This is a genomic window from Mesorhizobium sp. M0659, assembly GCF_040320605.1.
Lineage (GTDB): Bacteria > Pseudomonadota > Alphaproteobacteria > Rhizobiales > Rhizobiaceae > Mesorhizobium.
Window position 1 is genome coordinate 53,674 of the sequence record NZ_JAMYPY010000010.1, and the last position, 17,755, is coordinate 71,428.

General features: G+C 62.6%; 15 protein-coding genes. 3 read left to right on the forward strand and 12 right to left on the reverse strand.

Annotation, left to right across the window (positions count from 1 at the left end):
• Positions 1 to 50: 50 nt before the first annotated feature.
• The 5 genes from serA to glmM form a co-directional block, all read right to left on the reverse strand.
• Positions 51 to 1,652, reverse strand: coding sequence for a phosphoglycerate dehydrogenase (gene serA, locus NKI31_RS17570; protein ID WP_352652201.1), 1,602 nt, complete (start codon positions 1,650 to 1,652; stop codon positions 51 to 53).
• A gap of 57 nt (positions 1,653 to 1,709) precedes the next feature.
• Positions 1,710 to 2,885 carry a phosphoserine transaminase gene (locus tag NKI31_RS17575; RefSeq protein ID WP_352652202.1) on the reverse strand — a complete coding sequence of 392 codons (1,176 nt, stop codon included), beginning with the start codon at positions 2,883 to 2,885 and terminating at the stop codon, positions 1,710 to 1,712.
• A 201-nt stretch (positions 2,886 to 3,086) separates the two neighbouring features.
• Positions 3,087 to 3,857, reverse strand: a complete 771-nt coding sequence (locus tag NKI31_RS17580) for an outer membrane protein (RefSeq protein WP_023684192.1) — start codon at positions 3,855 to 3,857, stop codon at positions 3,087 to 3,089.
• A 229-nt stretch (positions 3,858 to 4,086) separates the two neighbouring features.
• Complete coding sequence (locus NKI31_RS17585) at positions 4,087 to 4,902, reverse strand: outer membrane protein (RefSeq protein ID WP_023684191.1); 816 nt, start codon at positions 4,900 to 4,902, stop codon at positions 4,087 to 4,089.
• Positions 4,903 to 5,153: 251 nt separating this feature from the next.
• Positions 5,154 to 6,506, reverse strand: coding sequence for a phosphoglucosamine mutase (gene glmM, locus NKI31_RS17590; RefSeq protein WP_023673591.1), 1,353 nt, complete (start codon positions 6,504 to 6,506; stop codon positions 5,154 to 5,156).
• 344 nt (positions 6,507 to 6,850) lie between these two features.
• Here glmM and NKI31_RS17595 point away from each other — a divergent pair, with 344 nt between their 5' ends.
• Entirely contained in the window at positions 6,851 to 7,855 is a 1,005-nt protein-coding gene (locus tag NKI31_RS17595) for a hypothetical protein (RefSeq protein WP_352652203.1), read from the forward strand.
• Positions 7,856 to 8,093: 238 nt separating this feature from the next.
• On the forward strand, positions 8,094 to 8,546 hold the full coding sequence (locus NKI31_RS17600; protein ID WP_352652272.1) for a hypothetical protein: 453 nt from the start codon (positions 8,094 to 8,096) through the stop codon (positions 8,544 to 8,546).
• A gap of 73 nt (positions 8,547 to 8,619) precedes the next feature.
• On the opposite strand, the gene NKI31_RS17605 is transcribed toward NKI31_RS17600, so the two are convergent.
• Complete coding sequence (locus NKI31_RS17605; RefSeq protein ID WP_502899149.1) at positions 8,620 to 9,495, reverse strand: NAD(P)-dependent oxidoreductase; 876 nt, start codon at positions 9,493 to 9,495, stop codon at positions 8,620 to 8,622.
• 28 nt (positions 9,496 to 9,523) lie between these two features.
• On the reverse strand, positions 9,524 to 10,288 hold the full coding sequence (locus NKI31_RS17610) for an SDR family oxidoreductase (RefSeq protein ID WP_352652204.1): 765 nt from the start codon (positions 10,286 to 10,288) through the stop codon (positions 9,524 to 9,526).
• Positions 10,289 to 10,503: 215 nt separating this feature from the next.
• On the opposite strand from NKI31_RS17610, the gene NKI31_RS17615 reads away from it, so the two are divergent.
• The gene (locus NKI31_RS17615; protein ID WP_352652205.1) at positions 10,504 to 10,842 is read left to right on the forward strand and encodes a winged helix-turn-helix transcriptional regulator; all 339 of its coding nucleotides are present in this window, start codon (positions 10,504 to 10,506) and stop codon (positions 10,840 to 10,842) included.
• Between the two features lie 66 nt (positions 10,843 to 10,908).
• Here the strand turns inward: NKI31_RS17615 and ftsH are convergent, their stop codons facing one another.
• From ftsH to tolB, 5 genes are all read right to left on the reverse strand, one after another.
• Positions 10,909 to 12,834 (reverse strand): ATP-dependent zinc metalloprotease FtsH, encoded by a 1,926-nt coding sequence (gene ftsH, locus NKI31_RS17620; RefSeq protein ID WP_023673598.1) that lies wholly within the window; start codon positions 12,832 to 12,834, stop codon positions 10,909 to 10,911.
• Between the two features lie 103 nt (positions 12,835 to 12,937).
• Complete coding sequence (gene tilS, locus NKI31_RS17625) at positions 12,938 to 14,344, reverse strand: tRNA lysidine(34) synthetase TilS (RefSeq protein WP_352652206.1); 1,407 nt, start codon at positions 14,342 to 14,344, stop codon at positions 12,938 to 12,940.
• A 51-nt stretch (positions 14,345 to 14,395) separates the two neighbouring features.
• Entirely contained in the window at positions 14,396 to 15,478 is a 1,083-nt protein-coding gene (gene ybgF, locus NKI31_RS17630; protein WP_023733018.1) for a tol-pal system protein YbgF, read from the reverse strand.
• 211 nt (positions 15,479 to 15,689) lie between these two features.
• Positions 15,690 to 16,196: a peptidoglycan-associated lipoprotein Pal gene (gene pal / locus NKI31_RS17635; RefSeq protein WP_023684182.1), complete on the reverse strand. Its 507-nt coding sequence runs from the start codon at positions 16,194 to 16,196 to the stop codon at positions 15,690 to 15,692.
• 249 nt (positions 16,197 to 16,445) lie between these two features.
• The gene (tolB, locus tag NKI31_RS17640; protein WP_352560891.1) at positions 16,446 to 17,750 is read right to left on the reverse strand and encodes a Tol-Pal system beta propeller repeat protein TolB; all 1,305 of its coding nucleotides are present in this window, start codon (positions 17,748 to 17,750) and stop codon (positions 16,446 to 16,448) included.
• Positions 17,751 to 17,755 lie beyond the last annotated feature (5 nt).

The following is a 17,755-nucleotide window of genomic DNA, read 5'->3' on the forward strand; positions in this document are numbered from 1 at the left end:
ACGGCCGCCCAATGATGGGGGGAGGACCGTCGCATCCGCCACGCCGTCAACTACATTGCGTTGACGTCGAACTGCAGCCGCTTGGCCGAGTCGATGGACTTGTGCGCCTTGACCTGTTCCAGCACTTTCTCCGGGAACGGCGCATCGAGATAGAGCAGCGCGATGGCGTCGCCGCCCGGCCGGTTGCGGCCGAGCTGGAAGTTGGCGATGTTGACGCCGTTCTCACCGCACACCGTGCCGAGCAGGCCGATAATGCCGGGCGCATCGGCATTGGTTGTGTAGAGCATGTGCTGGCCGACCTCGGCGTCGAGATTGATGCCCTTGATCTGGATGAAGCGCGGCTTGCCGTCGGAGAAGCAGGTGCCAGCGATCGAGCGTGTCATGTGCTCCGTCTTGACCGTCAGCTTGATGTAGCCGTCGAACACCCCCGACTTGTCCCGCTTGACCTCGGCGACGATGATGCCGCGCTCCTTCACCATGATCGGCGCCGACACCATATTGACGTCGGCGACCTGAGGTCGGATCAGCCCGGCGAGCGTCGCACTGATCAGGGCGCGCGTGTTCATCGTCGCGGTCGAACCGTCGAACAGGATCTCGACCTCGTTGATCGGGTCCTCGGTGACCTGGCCGACAAAGGCGCCGAGCACTTCGGCGAGCTTGACGAACGGCTTCAGCCGCGGTGCTTCCTCGGCCGTGATCGAGGGCATGTTGATGGCATTCGAAACCGCACCCTTGATCAGATAGTCGGCCATCTGCTCGGCTACTTGCAGCGCAACATTTTCCTGCGCTTCCGCTGTCGAGGCGCCGAGATGCGGCGTTGCCACCACATTTTCCATGCCGAACAGCGTGTTGTTTTCCGCCGGTTCGACCTCGAACACATCGACGCCGGCGCCCGCCACCTTGCCGCTCTTCAGCGCCGCGACCAGGTCGGCTTCGACGATGAGCCCGCCACGCGCGCAATTGATGATGCGCACGCCGTTCTTCATCTTGGCGATCGCCGCCGCGTCGATGATGTTGCGCGTCTTGTCAGTCAGCGGCGTGTGCAGCGTGATGAAATCGGCGCGGGCGAAAAGCTCGTCCAGCTCGACCTTGTCGACGCCGAGTTCCTCGGCGCGCTTGTCCGACAGGAACGGATCGAAGGCAACGACATGCATCTTCAGGCCGACGCCGCGCGTGGCAACGATCGAGCCGATATTGCCGCAGCCGATGACGCCCAGCGTCTTGCCGGTGATCTCGACGCCCATGAAGCGGTTCTTTTCCCATTTGCCGGCATGGGTCGAGGCATTGGCCTCCGGGATCTGCCGGGCGAGTGCAAAGATCATCGCCACCGCATGTTCGGCCGTGGTGATCGAATTGCCGAAAGGCGTGTTCATCACGATGATGCCCTTGCGGCTCGCCGCGGGGATGTCGACATTGTCGACACCGATGCCGGCGCGGCCGACGACCTTGAGTCTTGTCGCGGCGTTGATCAGTTTTTCCGTGACCTTGGTCGCCGAGCGGATGGCAAGACCATCATACTGGTCGATGACTTCGAGCAGCTTTTCCTTGTCCTTGCCGAGATCGGGCAAATAGTCGACCTCGATGCCGCGGTCCTTGAATATCTGGACGGCGGTGGTGGAGAGTTTGTCAGAGACGAGAACGCGGGGCGCCATGGCGGCCTCCTTGAATTGGATTGTCGGGAAATGGCGACCGCAGGCCGCCACGAAATCTCAGGCTGCGGCCTTCAGCGACGCCTTCTGCGTGGCGAAGGCCCAGTCGAGCCAGGGCAGCAGCGCTTCGAGATCGGAGGTCTCGACGGTGGCGCCGCACCAGATGCGCAGACCGGAAGGTGCGTCACGATAAGAGCCGATGTCGTAGGCGACGCCTTCCTTGTCGAGCACAGAGACGATCGCCTTGGCGAAGGCCGCCTGCCCGTCGCCGTCGAGCGCCGCGACATCGGCGTCGGTGAAGGACAGACATACGGACGTGTTGGACCGTGTCGCCGCATCGACCGCGAGATGGCCGAGCCAGGACGACTTGTCGACAAAGCCATCGAGCATGGCGGCATTGGCATCGGCTCTGGCAATCAACGCATCGAGACCGCCGATCGACTTTGCCCATTGAAGCGCATCGAGATAGTCCTCGACGCACAGCATCGACGGTGTGTTGATGGTCTCGCCTTTGAAGATGCCTTCAATCAGCTTGCCGCCCGAGGTCAGGCGGAAGATTTTCGGCAGCGGCCACGCCGGCTTGTAGGTTTCCAGTCGCTCGACGGCGCGCGGCGACAGGATCAGCATGCCGTGTGCGCCCTCGCCGCCCAGCACTTTCTGCCAGGAGAAGGTGACGACATCGAGCTTCTGGAAATCGAGCCTCTGCGCGAATGCGGCCGAGGTCGCGTCGCAGATGGTCAGGCCTTTGCGGTCGGCTGGAATGAAATCGCCATTCGGCACGCGCACGCCTGAGGTCGTGCCGTTCCAGGTGAAGACCACATCGCGGTCGAAATCGATCTTGGTGAGATCCGGCAGTTCGCCATAGCCTGCCTCGACCTTTCTGATATCGGCGAGCTTCAGCTGCTTGACCACGTCGGTGACCCAGCCGGAGCCAAAGCTTTCCCATGCCACCATGTCGACACCGCGTTCACCGAGCAGCGACCACAGCGCCATCTCGACAGCACCCGTGTCCGACGCCGGCACGATGCCGATGCGGTAATCGGCCGGAACCTGGAGAATCTCGCGCGTCAGCTCGATCGCCTGTTCGAGCTTGGTCTTGCCGATCTTGGCGCGGTGGGAACGGCCGAGCGCAGCATTCTTCAGTGCCTCGACCGACCAGCCGGGGCGTTTTGCGCAGGGACCTGAGGAGAAATTGGGGTTTGCCGGACGGAGTCCGGGCTTCGTATGCGTCGTCATCGTGGTCTATCCTTCCAGATAGTGGCCCCTCGTTGGGGAGGGGTGGCCCACGGACGGCGATATGCGTTCAGCCCTCAGGCGTCAAGAGGAAAGTTTTTGTCGCTAGCGGGATACCGGCGATACGGGATCAGCATGTCGTGGGCTAAAACGCAAACAGCGGATCGAAGAGATCCGCCGTTGGGCTTCCGAACAGCAAGCTTCCTACCAGAGGTCGTAGCGCAGGCCGAGCTTGACCTGATGATTGCTGATGCCCTTGCGGATCGGATAGGAGGTCAGGCTCTCGGCCGTGACATATTCGGCATCCGGCGCGGAGAAGTACTGGTAGCCGAGATCTACAGAAACATTCTTGGTCACCTGATAGGCCAGGCCCGCATCCAGCGTGTAGGCGAGGGAATACTGGGTCTTGTTGTCGTTCCGGACGAAATCATCCGTAGGGTCGACATTGTCGGTGAAGTAACTCGCCGACAGCTTGTATTTGCTCCGGACCAGCCCAATGCCGGCGCCGAGGTAGGGCGTGATCCCGACATAAGTGCCGAGATCGACATAGCCATTGACCATGCCCGACAGGGAATAATTTTGCAGCGATGCCGACGCGATGGTCGCACCACCCGGCGGCGGCGTCGCCGAATCGTCAAAGCCGACGCCGATCTTGTTGCCGGGCAGATAGCCAAGATTGACGTCGCCGCGCAGATAGTCGTTGAAGTGGTAGCCGAAGCCGATGCTGGCAAAGGCCGGATCCTGCTTCTCGCTGAAGCTCGCGGGGGCGAAGGTGAAATCCTGATCCTCGTAGCTCTTCTGCGCCAGATAAGAGACGTCGCCGCGCAGATACCAGCCCGAGCCGACCTCGACCGGTTGATAGTCCGGCGCCTGATCGACATAGATCGGCGGATCGTAGTCCGCGGCCTGCGCCGGCGTCAGCGGCACAAGGACGAGTGCGGCGAGCGCCGGCGCTGTCAGCGATTTGAAATTCATGGGTCCCCGGCTCCTGAAATTGGCGCCCGTCATTTTGATCGCAAGCGCCGTTTCACCAAGCATTGTTAACCATAGTGGTTAAGTCAGGGTTAAGGATAACGCGGCGTACCGAATTGATTTCAATTGGGTTTCTTCGGCACACGCGGCCGGTTGAAAACGCGCAAGCATCGGCAAACGAAAACCGCCCGGCAAGACCGGGCGGTTCGCGAATTCCTGGATTTCGAAGCGACTACTTGGTGTAGATCGGCTCCGGCTCTGGAACGTAGGGCTCCGGCGATGTGCAACCATTATTGCCGCCGAACTGATAGCGCAGACCGCCTCGTACCTCATGTGTGTTGATGCCATGGTCGAAGCCGGGCCCGGAACTGCTCACGTCGAAGTCGAACATGCGGCCCCCCTCAATGTGAGAGTAGCGATAGCCGGCATCCAGGATCACCCTGTCGGTAAGGCAATAGGACGCGCCGGCCATGAGCGCGTAGGCAAAGCGCCAATTCTTCGACCCGGGGTTGGTCTCGGTTGTGTTCGGGTCGTGGACGGTATCCCATTTGACGTGCGCGCCGCCGATGCCAGCGCCAACATAAGGCGTGATGCCGTGCCAGGTGCCGATATCGTAATATGCGTTGGCCAAGAGCAGCAATGCGCTCATTTTCGACACTTCGACCGAGGTCGTAACGCCATCGTTGGTTGATCCGTTGAAGTCCGAAGCGAACCAATAGTCGGCTGTCAGGTCGGTACGGAAATGATCGTTGATCTTGTAGCCAATACCGGCGCCGAGTGAGAAGCCGCCCTTAAGCTCGCCGGAATCGAAAACATTGCTGCCGGGAGGCGGCCCGTAGGTGATATAGTCGATGCCGCGCAAATCCGATTTATGATAGTCGATGTCGCCGCGGATGTACCAGCCGCCGAAATCGGCCGGCTGCTCGTAGGCGATCGGCGCCGGCGCCTCTTCGACCACCGGCGGCTCCGCCAGATCGGCGGCGAATACTGGCCCGGCCACACCTGCGAACAGCGCGGCAAGGAGGGCCTTTTTTGCTGTATTGAACATGTTTGTCACCCCTGAGAACCGTCGGGAAAGTCCAACTTGCCCGAATGTGATTGACCTCAGTTGTGGATAATGAATTGGAAAAGTTAAAAGGCGTTTAACCCTGTCGATTAACCACGAATTCTCGACATTTTAGCAAACAGTCTCCCCCGGCATAACGCTGGGACCAACCCTGGCCGAAACAAAAAGCCCGCCTGCAGGCGGGCTTGAAGTCTTGAGCCGGCAGTTCGCCCCTGCCGTTGGACGCAGCGCAATCAGGCGGCGCTGCGCGTTTCCGAAATAATGTCGACGATGTCGTTGACCACGGCCTCGACCAGCTGTGGGTCGTCGCCCTCGGCCATGACGCGGATCAGCGGCTCGGTGCCGGAGGGCCGTATGACCAGGCGGCCGGCCTTGCCGAGACGGTTGCGCGCGTCTTCGATCACCGCCTTGACCGTGGCTTCCTCAAGCGGCTTGCCGCCGGCGATGCGGACATTCTTCAACAGCTGCGGCACCGGCTCGAATTTCTTCGACAATTCGCTGACCGGCCGGTTCTGCCGCTTGATGCAGGCCAGCACCTGCAGAGCCGAGACCAGCCCGTCGCCAGTGGTCGAGAAATCGGACAGCACAATGTGGCCCGACTGCTCGCCGCCGACATTCAACCCGTGCGCGCGCATATGTTCCACGACATAGCGGTCGCCGACCTTGGTGCGATGCAGCTGCAGCTTCATGTCGCCAAGGAAGCGTTCGAGGCCGAGATTGGACATCACCGTCGAGACGACGCCGCCGCCGGCCAGTCGCCCGCTCTGGTGCCAGGACTCGGCGATCAGCGCCATGATCTGGTCACCGTCGACGATGGTGCCGTTCTCGTCGACGATGACGACACGGTCGGCATCGCCGTCGAGTGCGATGCCGATATCGGCGCGCACTTCATGCACCTTCTTCTGCAGGCCGGCCGGATGGGTCGAGCCGCATTCCTTGTTGATGTTGAAACCGTTCGGATCGACATTGATGGCAATGACCTCGGCGCCCAGTTCCCAAAGTGCTGCTGGCGCCACCTTGTAGGCCGCGCCGTTGGCGCAATCGACGACGATCCTGAGACCCGACAGCGACATTGAGCGCGGCAGCGTGCGCTTGGCGAATTCGATGTAGCGGTCATGCACGCCGTCGACGCGCTTGGCGCGGCCGAGCCCGTCGGAATCGGCGAGCGCCAGTTCGATATCCTTGTCGAGCATGCTCTCGATGCGCTCCTCGATCTCGTCGGAGAGCTTGTAGCCATCGGGACCGAACAGCTTGATGCCGTTGTCGTAATAAGGGTTGTGCGAGGCCGAGATCATGACGCCGATATCGGCGCGCAGCGAGCGCACCAGCATGGCGACCGCCGGTGTCGGGATCGGGCCGAGCAGGAACACATCCATGCCGGCCGCGCACAGGCCGGACACCATGGCGTTTTCGATCATGTAGCCGGACAGCCTGGTGTCCTTGCCGAGCACGACGCGGTGGCGATGGCTGCCGCGCTGGAACGACAGGCCGGCGGCCATGCCGACCCGCATCGCGATCTCAGCCGTCATCGGAAACTTGTTGGCGCGCCCGCGAATGCCGTCGGTGCCAAAATAACGTCCTGCCATGCTTGCCAGAATCCCCGTCGGTTTTCAGCCGGCTCGTAGTGCCACAATTGGTCCGAGCCCGACTATCACATTGTGTGATTGTATATTACCAATTCTTAGAAAATCATTGTAGCAGGCTGTTCGGAGCGTTGGCAGCGTATCATGACACGGTGTTGCCGCAATATAGCATTCACACTGGGCCACACTGCGCAGATTGGGCCGGTAAGCCGGACTGTTGGAGGGGCAGATCGCAAGGGTCCATCACCTTATCGGGAGAACGCCGTTTAGCATCTGGCGCAGCCTAGCGTTGAGAGCTATTGATTGACACAGGTACAACCTATGGGCGCAGCAACGGGAGAATCGCCATGCTCATCCACCGACTTGCAACTTTGACGGGTCTTGCCGTCGCAACCTTGTTCATGGCGGCGCCCGCCAACGCGCTGACCATGGCCCAGTGTAGTACCAAGTATAATGCCGCCAAGGACGCCGGCACGCTGAACGGGCAGACCTGGAATCAGTATCGGAAGGCCGAGTGCGGCACCGACGCGGCGGCCACCACCGAGACCGCAAAGCCGGCGGCCAAGAAGGCCGCTGCGGCCAAGACGGACACGACCAAGGCCGCCGCCGCTGCTGATGACGGCGCCAAGGGTCTGACGGCCAAGGAATGCAGCGCTAAATACCAGGCTGCCAAGGCCGCCGGTACGCTCAATGGCGCGAAGTGGAACGACTTCCGTAAGACCGAATGCGCCGCCGGCGCTTCCGCCGCGGCAAAACCGGCCAAGGCCACGACCAAGGCCGCAGCCACAACCGACGATGGCGCTAAGGGCCTGACGGCCAAGGAATGCAGCACCAAATACCAGGCGGCAAAGGCCGCCGGTACGCTCAATGGCGCAAAGTGGAACGACTTCCGCAAGACCGAATGCGCCGCCGGGGCCTCGGCCGCGGCAGCACCCGCCAAGGCAACCACCAAGGCAGCTGCCGACAGCAGCGGCAAGGGCCTGAGCATGGCCGATTGCAGCGCCAAGTACCAGGCTGCCAAGTCTGCCAATGCTCTGGGCGGCAAGAAGTGGAACGACTTCCGCAAGGCCGAATGCGGCGCAGGCGCAGATGACGACGACACCGTGCCCGCTCCGAGCGAGGCGACCTATACCAGCGAGCCCGAGAAGCCCTCGGTCACCGCTCCCAAGGGCGTGAAGTTCCCGGCCGCGATCTCGAAGAAATACGCCGGCGAGACGCCGGCCAAGGGCCGCATGCACACCTGCCTCGAGCTCTACTACGCCAACAAGGATGCCAACACGCTGAATGGCCTGCGCTGGATCCAGAAGGGCGGCGGCTTCTACAGCCTCTGCAATGCCAAGCTGAAGAGCTGATCGCGTAGCCATATTCTCCAGACAGAGGCCCGCGCATCGCAACATGCGCGGGCCTTTTTATTGCGCTCGAAAACACCTGGCGTTGCTCGCGTTTACATATCGCGGAAGGTGTTGGCATCATCTATTCGCCCACACTGCCCACCGCAGACTTATGGTTGGCGCAAAGATTCCAATTGAACATATGCAGAACAAATGGTATACAAAAGGACATCGAACTTTTGTCAACCAGGAGGGTCTTATGTCCAGATTGAAATTGGCGGCATTGGCTGTGACGGCATGGATTGCTTGGAGCGTCGCCCCTGCAAGCGCACTGACGATGAAGGAATGCGGCGAGGCCTATCGCACAGCCAAGGAAGGCGGCACTCTGAACGGCATGGATTGGACCGCTTTCCGCACCGAGAAATGCGCGACGTCAGCTGCGGAGAGTGCCAGTACGGATGCGGTCAAAACCCAGCCGCAGCCGGAGAAGGAAGCCAGCGCGGGGATCGCCCCCGCTGTAGCGCCGACGGGCGTGACATTCCCGACCACCCTCGCCGCCGAATTCAAGACCGAGAAGCCCTCGAAGGCGCGGATGAAGACCTGCCTGCAGGGCTACCACGGCAACAAGGACGCGGGTACGTTGAACGGCCTTCGCTGGATCCAGAAGGGCGGCGGCTATTACAGCCTCTGCAACGCCAAGCTGAAGAGCTGATCGACCAGCAGCGTTTGAAGATCGAAGGCCCCCAACCGCAAGGTTGGCGGGCCTTCTCTCGGGTCTTGCCCCGTCAAGCGCCTTGTTTCGAGAGCTGGAGCAGTGCGACCAGGCTTGTAAGATCGGCATTGGCCTGGCCGGCAGCCACCCCGCGCTTCATCAGGCTTTGCATCGGCAGGACGAGTTCGGTGCTGACATCAGCCGACCTGCTGGCATCGATGAGATTGACGTAGGCATCAGCCTGCATGCCCAGATTGGAAACGACATTGCTGGTGTGATCGCCACTGTCGATCTGTTCGGCCCACTTCGGCAGCAGGCCTTGCATCGACTGAAGCCAGGAGGCCAGCAGCGGCATGAACTCGCCGGCCGGGATTCCTGCTGCGCCCGTCAATGCCAACGCCTGCAGAACGCCCGCGAACATGCCGTACATGCCGGTCAGAAGCGAGATATCATAGAGCGGCGCGAGGCCAGCATCCTCACCGAGGAATTTGCTGGTGCCGAGCGCTCCGAGCTGCCCCGAACAGGCATCGAACGCCTGGCGCGAACCGCTGTAGAGAATCAGGGCGTGCGGCCCGCCGATCATCGGCGGCACCGCCATGATGCCGCCGTCGATATAGCTGGCGCCTTGGCTCACCGCCCAGCCCGACATCGCCCGCGCCTGCTCGGGCGTGCCGTTGGTGAGATTGACCAATGTGCGGCCCGACAGCGCCTCTCGGCTTGGGCCGAGCACCTCACGAACGGTGTCATAGACAAGCAGGCACGCCACGATCAGTGGACTCGATCTGACGGCTTCCTCGACACTCTTGGCCACAATGGCGCCCTTGGCTGCCAAAGCCTCAGCCTTTGCCGGAGAACGGTTCCACACCGTCACCGCATGTCCCTGGTTCAGAAAGGCTTCGGCAAGCGCCGTGCCCATGGCGCCGAGACCGATCACTGTTATGTCGCTCATTCTGCTTCTCCTTGGTTTGGTTGCGCGGTTACGCCGGTGTCGGGCTCAGGTCCTGGCCAAGGCCACCGTCCACGGTCAGCCGCGCGCCCGTGGTGAAGGTCGCGTCGAACGCCAGGAACAGCACTGCGCGCGCCACCTCCTCCATCGTGCCGTGGCGCTTCATCGGCGTGACCGCGTCGCCGATCGCCATGAAGGCGGCCCGCTCCTCGGCCGACGCGTCGGCCACACCCATCGTCGGCGTATCGATGAAACCAGGGCTGACCACATTCACGCGGATCCGGCGCGGCAGAAGCTCGGCGGCCAGGACCTTGGCGAAGGCGCGCAGTGCCGCCTTCGATCCGGAATAGACGCTCATGCCGCCAGTGCCGGATTCGTCGGCGATCGACGAGGTGAAGACTATGGCGCCACCATCCCTGATGAGGGGCAGCAGGCGCTGCGCGGTGAAGAAAGCGCCTTTGGTGTTGATGTCGAAGGTGCGATCGTAACTGTCCTCGGTGACCCGCTCGACGGGTTCGAGATTGGCCACCCCGGCATTGACGTGAAGGAAGTCGATCTGGCCAAGCTTCTGCCCCACTTCGGCACCGAGCGTGACGATATCGGCCATGTCTGAGATATCGGACCGCACGACATGAGCTCGCGAAAACAGCTTGACTCGCGCGGCCTCGATGTTGCGCTGGTCGCGGCCGGTGACCAGGACCTCGGCGCCGCTTTCGATCAGGGCTTCGGCAACGGCGAGCCCCATGCCGTGCGTCCCGCCGATGACAACGGCCTTCTTGTTTGCGTATCGTGTCATGATCCATCCCTTTTTGACAAAATCCGGCCGCCGACGGCCTTTGCAGGTCGAAGCGAGGTACCGATATGATGTTGTGGTGTTCGCCGATGCCGGCGAGCTGGTTTGAAGCTATGGACCGGCTTGGTTTTTCTCAAGTACCGACAAAAATGTAAGCTACCCACCGATTGCTCAGAATTGGATGAAACATGGGAAAGAAACAGCCAGATAGTTGCGGATTGGGGCCGGCGCTGGAGGTCATCAGCGGCAAATGGAAGGCGCTACTGCTCTGGCAGATTCACAAGGCGCCGGCACGATTCGGTGAGCTGAAGCGGCTGGTGCCTGACATCAGCGAAAAGATGCTGATCCAACAGCTGCGCGAAATGGAGGCCGACGGCATCGTCCATCGCGAAATCTTTCCCGAGGTGCCGCCGAGGGTCGAATACTCGATTACCGAATTCGGCATCGAGCTGGACAATGCCCTGATCCCGCTGGCCAGATGGGGCAAGCAACATGCTGGCCGGACTGACGGTGTGCGCCCCGGCAAAGCAAATGCATCCGTCCCGCATGCTTTTTGAGAGACCCTGAATAGCAAAACGCCGCGGATTGAGCCGCGGCGTTTTCTTGCATCAAGTGATGTCAGCTCAGCTCGACGGCTGAGGCTCCATGCCGCCTTCGGGCTCGGGACCCTTCTTGCGGCGGCCGGACTTCGGCACAGCCGAGCCGCGGCTTGTGGGGGTGTCATCCCCCAAATCTCGCGCGGGCTTCTGCCCGGCGATCAGCTGCTTGATCTCTTCGCCCGAAAGCGTCTCGTATTCGAGCAGGCCCTGCGCCAGAGCGATCCATTCCTTCTTCTTCTTGGTCAGAATGGACTTGGCCGTGACATAGGCCTCGTCGATCAGCCTGCGCACTTCGGCGTCGATGATCTGCGCGGTCTCTTCCGAGACGTTCTGCGTGCGCGCCACCGAATGGCCGAGGAAAACCTCTTCCTGGTTGTCGCCATAGGCGACATGGCCGAGCTTGTCGGAGAAGCCCCAGCGCGTGACCATGGCGCGCGCCAGTTTGGTCGCCTGCTCGATGTCCGAGGAGGCGCCCGAGGTGATGTTCTCCTTGCCGAACTTGAACTCCTCGGCGACGCGGCCACCCATCATGATGGCGAGCCGTGAGATCATGTATTTGTAGCTCATCGAATAGCGGTCGCCTTCCGGCAGTTGCATGACCATGCCGAGCGCGCGGCCGCGCGGGATGATGGTCGCCTTGTGCAGCGGATCGGCCGACGGCACGTTGAGCGCCAGGATGGCATGGCCGGCCTCGTGATAGGCCGTGAGCTCCTTTTCGGCCTGGGTCATGGCCGACGAGCGGCGCTCGGCGCCCATCATGATCTTGTCCTTGGCGTCCTCGAACTCGGCCATGGTGACAAGGCGCTTGTTGCGGCGCGCCGCCATCAGAGCGGATTCATTGACCAGGTTCATCAGGTCGGCGCCCGAGAAGCCCGGCGTGCCGCGTGCGATCACCTTGAGGTCGACATTCGGTGCCAGCGGCACGTTGCGCACATGCACCTTGAGGATCTTCTCGCGGCCGACGATGTCGGGGTTCGGCACCACCACCTGGCGGTCGAAGCGACCCGGACGCAGCAACGCCGGATCGAGCACGTCGGGCCGGTTGGTGGCGGCGATCAGGATGATGCTCTCGTTGGACTCGAAGCCGTCCATCTCGACCAGCAGCTGGTTCAGCGTCTGCTCGCGCTCGTCATTGCCACCGCCGAGGCCGGCGCCGCGATGGCGGCCCACAGCGTCGATTTCGTCGATGAAGATGATGCAGGGAGCATTCTTCTTGGCCTGGTCGAACATGTCGCGGACACGGCTTGCGCCGACGCCGACGAACATCTCGACGAAGTCGGAACCCGAAATGGTAAAGAACGGCACATTGGCCTCGCCGGCGACCGAGCGCGCAAGCAGCGTCTTGCCGGTGCCAGGAGGGCCGACCAGAAGCACGCCGCGCGGGATCTTGCCGCCGAGGCGCTGGAACTTCTGCGGATCGCGCAGGAACTCGACGATCTCTTCCAGATCTTCCTTGGCCTCGTCGACGCCGGCGACATCCTGGAAGGTGACGCGGCCATGCGCCTCAGTGAGAAGCTTGGCCTTCGACTTGCCGAAACCCATGGCGCGGCCGGAGCCGGACTGCATCTGGCGCATGAAGAATATCCACACGCCAAGGATCAGGATCATCGGCAGGTAGGAGATCAGATAGCTGAACAGCGAGTTGGAACCGTCCGACTCAGGCCGCGCATTGATGGTGACGTTCTTGTCCTGCAGCCGCGAGACCAGCTGCGGATCGCCAGGCGAATAGGTCTGGAAGCCATTGGCGTTGTCGGCGTAGGTGCCCGTGATGCGGGCGCCGGCGATGACCACCGTCTTGACCCGGCCGGCCGCGACCTCTTGCAGGAACTGCGAATAGGGAACGTCGGTCGAGGCCCCGCGAGTCTGCGGCGTCTGGAACAGATTGAAGAGAGCAATGAGCAGGACCGCTATGATCGCCCAGAGCGCGAGATTGCGATAATTCGGATTCATCAATTGTCCCGTTGGTGCCCGCTGGGACACGCGTCATGAGAGGAAACTTGCGCCTAACATAGGGAGAGCGCCCCCCCTTGCCAAGCATAACAGCACGTCTGGGTTAAGCTTTCGCGCCATGATCAACCGGCACTGTGGCGGCCAAAGGGCAAGCCGGGACAGGCGGTGCGCCGATCAACTCGGCCACGGCCTGCGCCAACACCAGATCGAAGCACGGCAGAAAACGGGCAAAGGGCGCAACGGCGGGACTGACGGCGATTGCCGCCGCCGCCGCTACATCCCCTGCAAAACCAAGGCATTCGCCGCCGCGCCTTAGCGCCGGTTCCGCAGCCAGGGCGGCGCGCACAAGGCTTGGCGGCGCGCCATCCCCGGCAATCGGCGTTCTGGCGGCGGCAGCGGCGCCAAGCGGCGCGATCAACCATGCACCCGGACTGTCGCCCAATGTGATCGCCCCGGCTTCGATGTCTGGCGTGATCCGCCGGCGACCGTCCCAAAGCAGAGTGCCAGCTATCGACGCGGAACGCGGCAGGTCGCGCGATTCACGGCGCAGGAAGATGCCGTTTCGCCTGATATCGACGACCGCCCGCGACAATGTGGCGCAAAGCCGACCGGCCCGCATTTGCTCGAACAGCGCTTCGCCGCGCGCCTGGTCCGGCAACAAGGCGGTGCCGCCCGTCGCCGCCAGCAGGACACGCAGCGCATAGACCGAGGCTCGCGTGTCGTCAGCTTCGGCAAGACCGGGATCGAGACGGATGAGACCCCTCGCCGGCCGGCTGGCAAATTCACCGATCAGGGCGGCGGCGCGGCGACCGAGTTGTTCGCGCTCGCCGGCGGCCCGCCTGGCCAGGCCGATCGCTTCGGCAAAACGCTGCCCGCTCCGGTCTTCGCCGAGCACGGCGCGGATGCGCGGGCGTTCGAAATTCGTGTCGATGTTGGTCGGATCCTCGACCCAGCCGACATGTTCGCGCTGCAGGAAGGCGCGCAACGCCGCGCGCCGAGCGCCGAGCAGCGGCCGCGCGATCCAGATCCGCCAGTCATAGAGGGTGACAGGCGCCATGCCGGCGAGACCTCGGCCTGCAAGCTCTCGCCCGTCATTCCGCGCGGCTCGCATCAGGACGGTCTCGGCCTGGTCGTCGGCGGTGTGGCCGGTTACGATCACACCAATGCCTTGCGCCTGCGCTGCCTCGGCCAGCAACCGGTAGCGCGCCTCGCGCGCCGCCGCGGGCAGGCCGGCCGACGGCTTGGCGCCGTACCAGTTGAGCGTCAGGTGCGCGATGCCGCGCTCGGCACAAAGCTTTGCCACGCTGCGCGCTTCGGCTGCTGCTTCCGGACGCAGGCCGTGGTCGATCGTCACCGCCAGCAGCCGGGCTGTCGGGGCGCTGCGGTCGAGGTGAGCCTTGAGGAGAAGAAGGAGGGCGGTCGAGTCGCTGCCGCCGGACACGGCCGCAAGCGCGCCGTTGGTAAAGTCGATCTGCGAAAAATTCGAAAGGTCAGGCTCGGTATCGAGCATCAGTGCATGTCGCGCAAAAGTGGTCCCGGTTCTGGGACAACACGGCAAAGACTAGCACGCCGCCAGCGCCCTCTCCTGCTTGACGCGTTCCTTGAGCGCGGCCGAAATATCGGGATAGCGCTTGCCGATCTCGCCGAAGGTGGCGCAGGCGACATCCTTCTGCTTGAGGCCGACCAGCGACACGCCAAGCTTCAGGAGCATGTCAGGCGCCTTCTTGGCCTTCGGATAGTCCTTGCTGGCGGAGAGGAAAACCTCGGCAGCGTCATGATACTTCTGCTGGCCAAGCAGCGATTCGCCAAGCCAGTAATGCGCGTCCGCCGCCTTGGCGTCCTTCGGGAAGCGGGCGATGTGGTCGCGAAAACCCTGCTCGGCGGTGCTGTAGTCGCCCGACAGGATGAACTGGTAGGAGTTGCGGTAGATCTCTTCCGGGTTGTTGGTGGCAGGCAGCGCCGCCACCACCGTGCCGTCCGACTTGCCGGTCTTAGCCCCGGCAGCCGGCGCCTCGGCGGCGGGAGCCGCACCTTCCGCCGGCGCCGCTGCCTGCGTGTTGCCGCCGGCGTCGATTACATTGCCGTTCTTGTCGACGGTGATGGTGCCGAAGGTCTTGGGCGGCGTGCCGTTGATCACCTTGCCGGGATCGCCGGTCTGCGATTCGACGATGACCTCGCCGACGCTCTGGCCGCCATCCGACTGCGCGCCGGCATCGGCCGGCGCCTGGTCTGCCGGGGCCTCGGCGACGCCGGTGCCCGCGCCACCGTCCTGCGGCGCGGCCTCCGATTTCTTCTGGGCCGGCGGCTGCCCGCTGGAGCCGCCTTCCAACTGCTGGAAGCGGAACTCGTTGTCTTCCTGCTGCTTGCGCATCTGCTCCTGCATCTGCAGGATCTGGAAGTTGAGTTCCTCGAGCTTGCCGTTCATCTGCCGGAGCTGATCTTCCAGCCCCGCGGCGGCGGTGCCGTCCTGCTGCTGCGCGATCTGTTGCTGCTCCGGCTTCTCCTTCTTGCCGAAAATGCCGAGCGTCGGCAGATGGAAGGAAAAGCCGCTATCCGCGGGTTGTCCGGTGCCGCTCGCGGAAGCCGCGAAGCCTGATACGAGCAGCAGCGCAAGCGTGCCGCTCAAGACCGATCTGAAATGCATGTGCCTCTCGCCGTGAATATCGTGAGCCTGTTCGCGCCTTCCGATCACAGTGGGACCGGCACGACGCCCTCGGCTCTTAGCAGGAGGCGAGACTTCGGCCAAATTTTGTTTCCGGGTTTGTTTCCGGGGCCGAAACTAAAAAAGGCGGCCACAAGGCCGCCTTTCGCATGGAGGTGTTGCAATTATGCGACTAAGGCCGCCGTCTTACTCATCAGGAGCCGGCGCCGGAGAGCGTGGTGACGGCGCGGCGATTCTGCGACCAGCAGGAGATGTCGTCGCAGACCGCGACCGGACGTTCCTTGCCGTAGGAAATGGTCTTCAGGCGGCTCGCCGAAACGCCCCTGGCGACCAGGAAGTCGCGGGTGGCGGCGGCGCGGCGGGCGCCGAGAGCCAGATTGTATTCACGTGTGCCGCGTTCGTCAGCATGGCCTTCGACGACGATGGCGTACTGCTTGTACTGGTTGAGCCACTGTGCCTGCCGCGACAGCGTCGTCTGCGCATCGGCGCGGATCGCGGTCGAGTCCGTGTCAAAGAAGATGCGGTCGCCAATGTTGACGGTGAAGTCCTGCGCCGAGCCCGGCGTTGCGGCACCCGCGCCATTGAGACCGAGATCGGCAGCGTTGTTCGGGGTTTTCTTCGAGGCGCAACCGGTGATGGCGAGCATCGCGATCAGGGCGATCATCGCCGGGTTTCTGGTAAGTGCTGCGATACGGCCCATGCCGCCTCTCCTTCGTATTCGAGTGATCGTATTTCGAGTGATTTCGTTGATCACCCAGTAACCACGTTTGGGTTAACCGGCATTCAAGAAATACGGTTAATGTTTGGTTTCGATCGTCCGTCCACGACCTTCAAATCCACAGTCACAGTTGGCGCGGACCCTAGGCGGAAATGCGGCCGAAACGCGACTAATGAATGGAAAAGGGGCCAAACGGGCCCCTTTTTAGCAGGTGTGGCAATTCGGCCGAAACTACTCCAGCAGCGGCGACCAGGCGGGATCCGACGCGAAATTCGCGGTCGGGATCGACTGTTCGTTGCGGCCGGTGAGATCGACGGAAACCAGTTTTGGGCCGCCGGCGGAGTCGCGGAAGAACATCAGCACGCGGCCGTTGGGCGCCCAGGTCGGTCCCTCCTGCTGGAAGCCCGAGGAGAGGATGCGCTCGCCCGAACCGTCGGTCTTCATGACGCCGATCTGGAATTCGCCGCCGGTCTGCTTGGTGAAGGCGACGAGGTCGCCGCGCGGCGCCCACACCGGCGTCGAATAGACGCCGTCGCCGAACGAAATGCGGGTCTGGCCCGAGCCGTCGGCGCCCATCACATAAATCTGCGCACGGCCGCCACGATCGGAAGTGAATACCACCTTGCTGCCGTCGGGCGAATAAGAGGGCGAGGTGTCGATGGCGGTCGAGTTGGTCAGCCGGGTGGTCGAGCGGCTTCGCAGGTCCATGGCGAAGATGTTGGAATTGCCGTCATCGCGCAGCAGGCTCATGATCACCTTCTGGCCGTCGGGCGAGAAGCGCGGCGCAAAGGTCATGCCGGGAAAGTTGCCGACCAGTTCGCGCTGTCCGGTCTCGATCTGCAGCAGATAGACCCGCGGCTGGCCGCTTTCATAGGACATGTAAGTGATTTCCTGCCGATTCGGCGAGAAACGCGGCGTCAGCACGATCGAGCGGCCATCGGAGAGATAGCGCACATTGGCGCCGTCCTGGTCCATGATGGCGAGCCGCTTCTTACGCGCATTCTTGGCGCCGGATTCGTCGATGAAGACGACGCGTGTGTCGAAATAGCCCTTCTCGCCGGTGAGCTTCTCATAGATCGCATCGGCGATGATGTGGGCGACACGGCGTTGATTTGCGTCGTTGGCGAAAAACTGCTCCCCGGCTATCTGCTGGTTGCCAAAAATATCCCATAGTCGGTACTGGGCGCGGATTCGGCCGTCCGCCTCCTTGCTCACGCTGCCGGTGACCAGCGCCTGCGCATTGATCACCTTCCAGTCGTCGAAACGGGGCTGCGCATCCGGATTGGCGATCTTCTCGATGAAGGCGTTCTTGTCTATCGGTGCGAAGAGACCGGAGCGCTTCAGGTCGGCGGTGACGATCTCGGAAATCTGCGCGCCGAGCCCTCCCTGGAAATCTGGGATGGCGATCGGCATCGGTTCGACATTGCCTTTGTTGACGTTGAGCTCGAGGGTTGCTCGAGCAGGCAAGGTGACGACGGCGTTCATGCCCATCGCCATCGCGGCGACCATCAGGAGCGGCTTGAGGATGGATTTCATGTCTT

Excerpts from the sequence above, each read along its gene's own strand:
- serA (WP_352652201.1), bottom strand. The coding sequence starts at position 1,652 with ATGGCGCCCCGCGTTCTCGTCTCTGACAAACTCTCCACCACCGCCGTC.
- NKI31_RS17575 (WP_352652202.1), bottom strand. The coding sequence starts at position 2,885 with ATGACGACGCATACGAAGCCCGGACTCCGTCCGGCAAACCCCAATTTC.
- NKI31_RS17580 (WP_023684192.1), bottom strand. The coding sequence starts at position 3,857 with ATGAATTTCAAATCGCTGACAGCGCCGGCGCTCGCCGCACTCGTCCTT.
- NKI31_RS17585 (WP_023684191.1), bottom strand. The coding sequence starts at position 4,902 with ATGTTCAATACAGCAAAAAAGGCCCTCCTTGCCGCGCTGTTCGCAGGT.
- glmM (WP_023673591.1), bottom strand. The coding sequence starts at position 6,506 with ATGGCAGGACGTTATTTTGGCACCGACGGCATTCGCGGGCGCGCCAAC.
- NKI31_RS17595 (WP_352652203.1), top strand. The coding sequence starts at position 6,851 with ATGCTCATCCACCGACTTGCAACTTTGACGGGTCTTGCCGTCGCAACC.
- NKI31_RS17600 (WP_352652272.1), top strand. The coding sequence starts at position 8,094 with ATGTCCAGATTGAAATTGGCGGCATTGGCTGTGACGGCATGGATTGCT.
- NKI31_RS17605 (WP_502899149.1), bottom strand. The coding sequence starts at position 9,495 with ATGAGCGACATAACAGTGATCGGTCTCGGCGCCATGGGCACGGCGCTT.
- NKI31_RS17610 (WP_352652204.1), bottom strand. The coding sequence starts at position 10,288 with ATGACACGATACGCAAACAAGAAGGCCGTTGTCATCGGCGGGACGCAC.
- ftsH (WP_023673598.1), bottom strand. The coding sequence starts at position 12,834 with ATGAATCCGAATTATCGCAATCTCGCGCTCTGGGCGATCATAGCGGTC.
- tilS (WP_352652206.1), bottom strand. The coding sequence starts at position 14,344 with ATGCTCGATACCGAGCCTGACCTTTCGAATTTTTCGCAGATCGACTTT.
- ybgF (WP_023733018.1), bottom strand. The coding sequence starts at position 15,478 with ATGCATTTCAGATCGGTCTTGAGCGGCACGCTTGCGCTGCTGCTCGTA.
- pal (WP_023684182.1), bottom strand. The coding sequence starts at position 16,196 with ATGGGCCGTATCGCAGCACTTACCAGAAACCCGGCGATGATCGCCCTG.
- tolB (WP_352560891.1), bottom strand. The coding sequence starts at position 17,750 with ATGAAATCCATCCTCAAGCCGCTCCTGATGGTCGCCGCGATGGCGATG.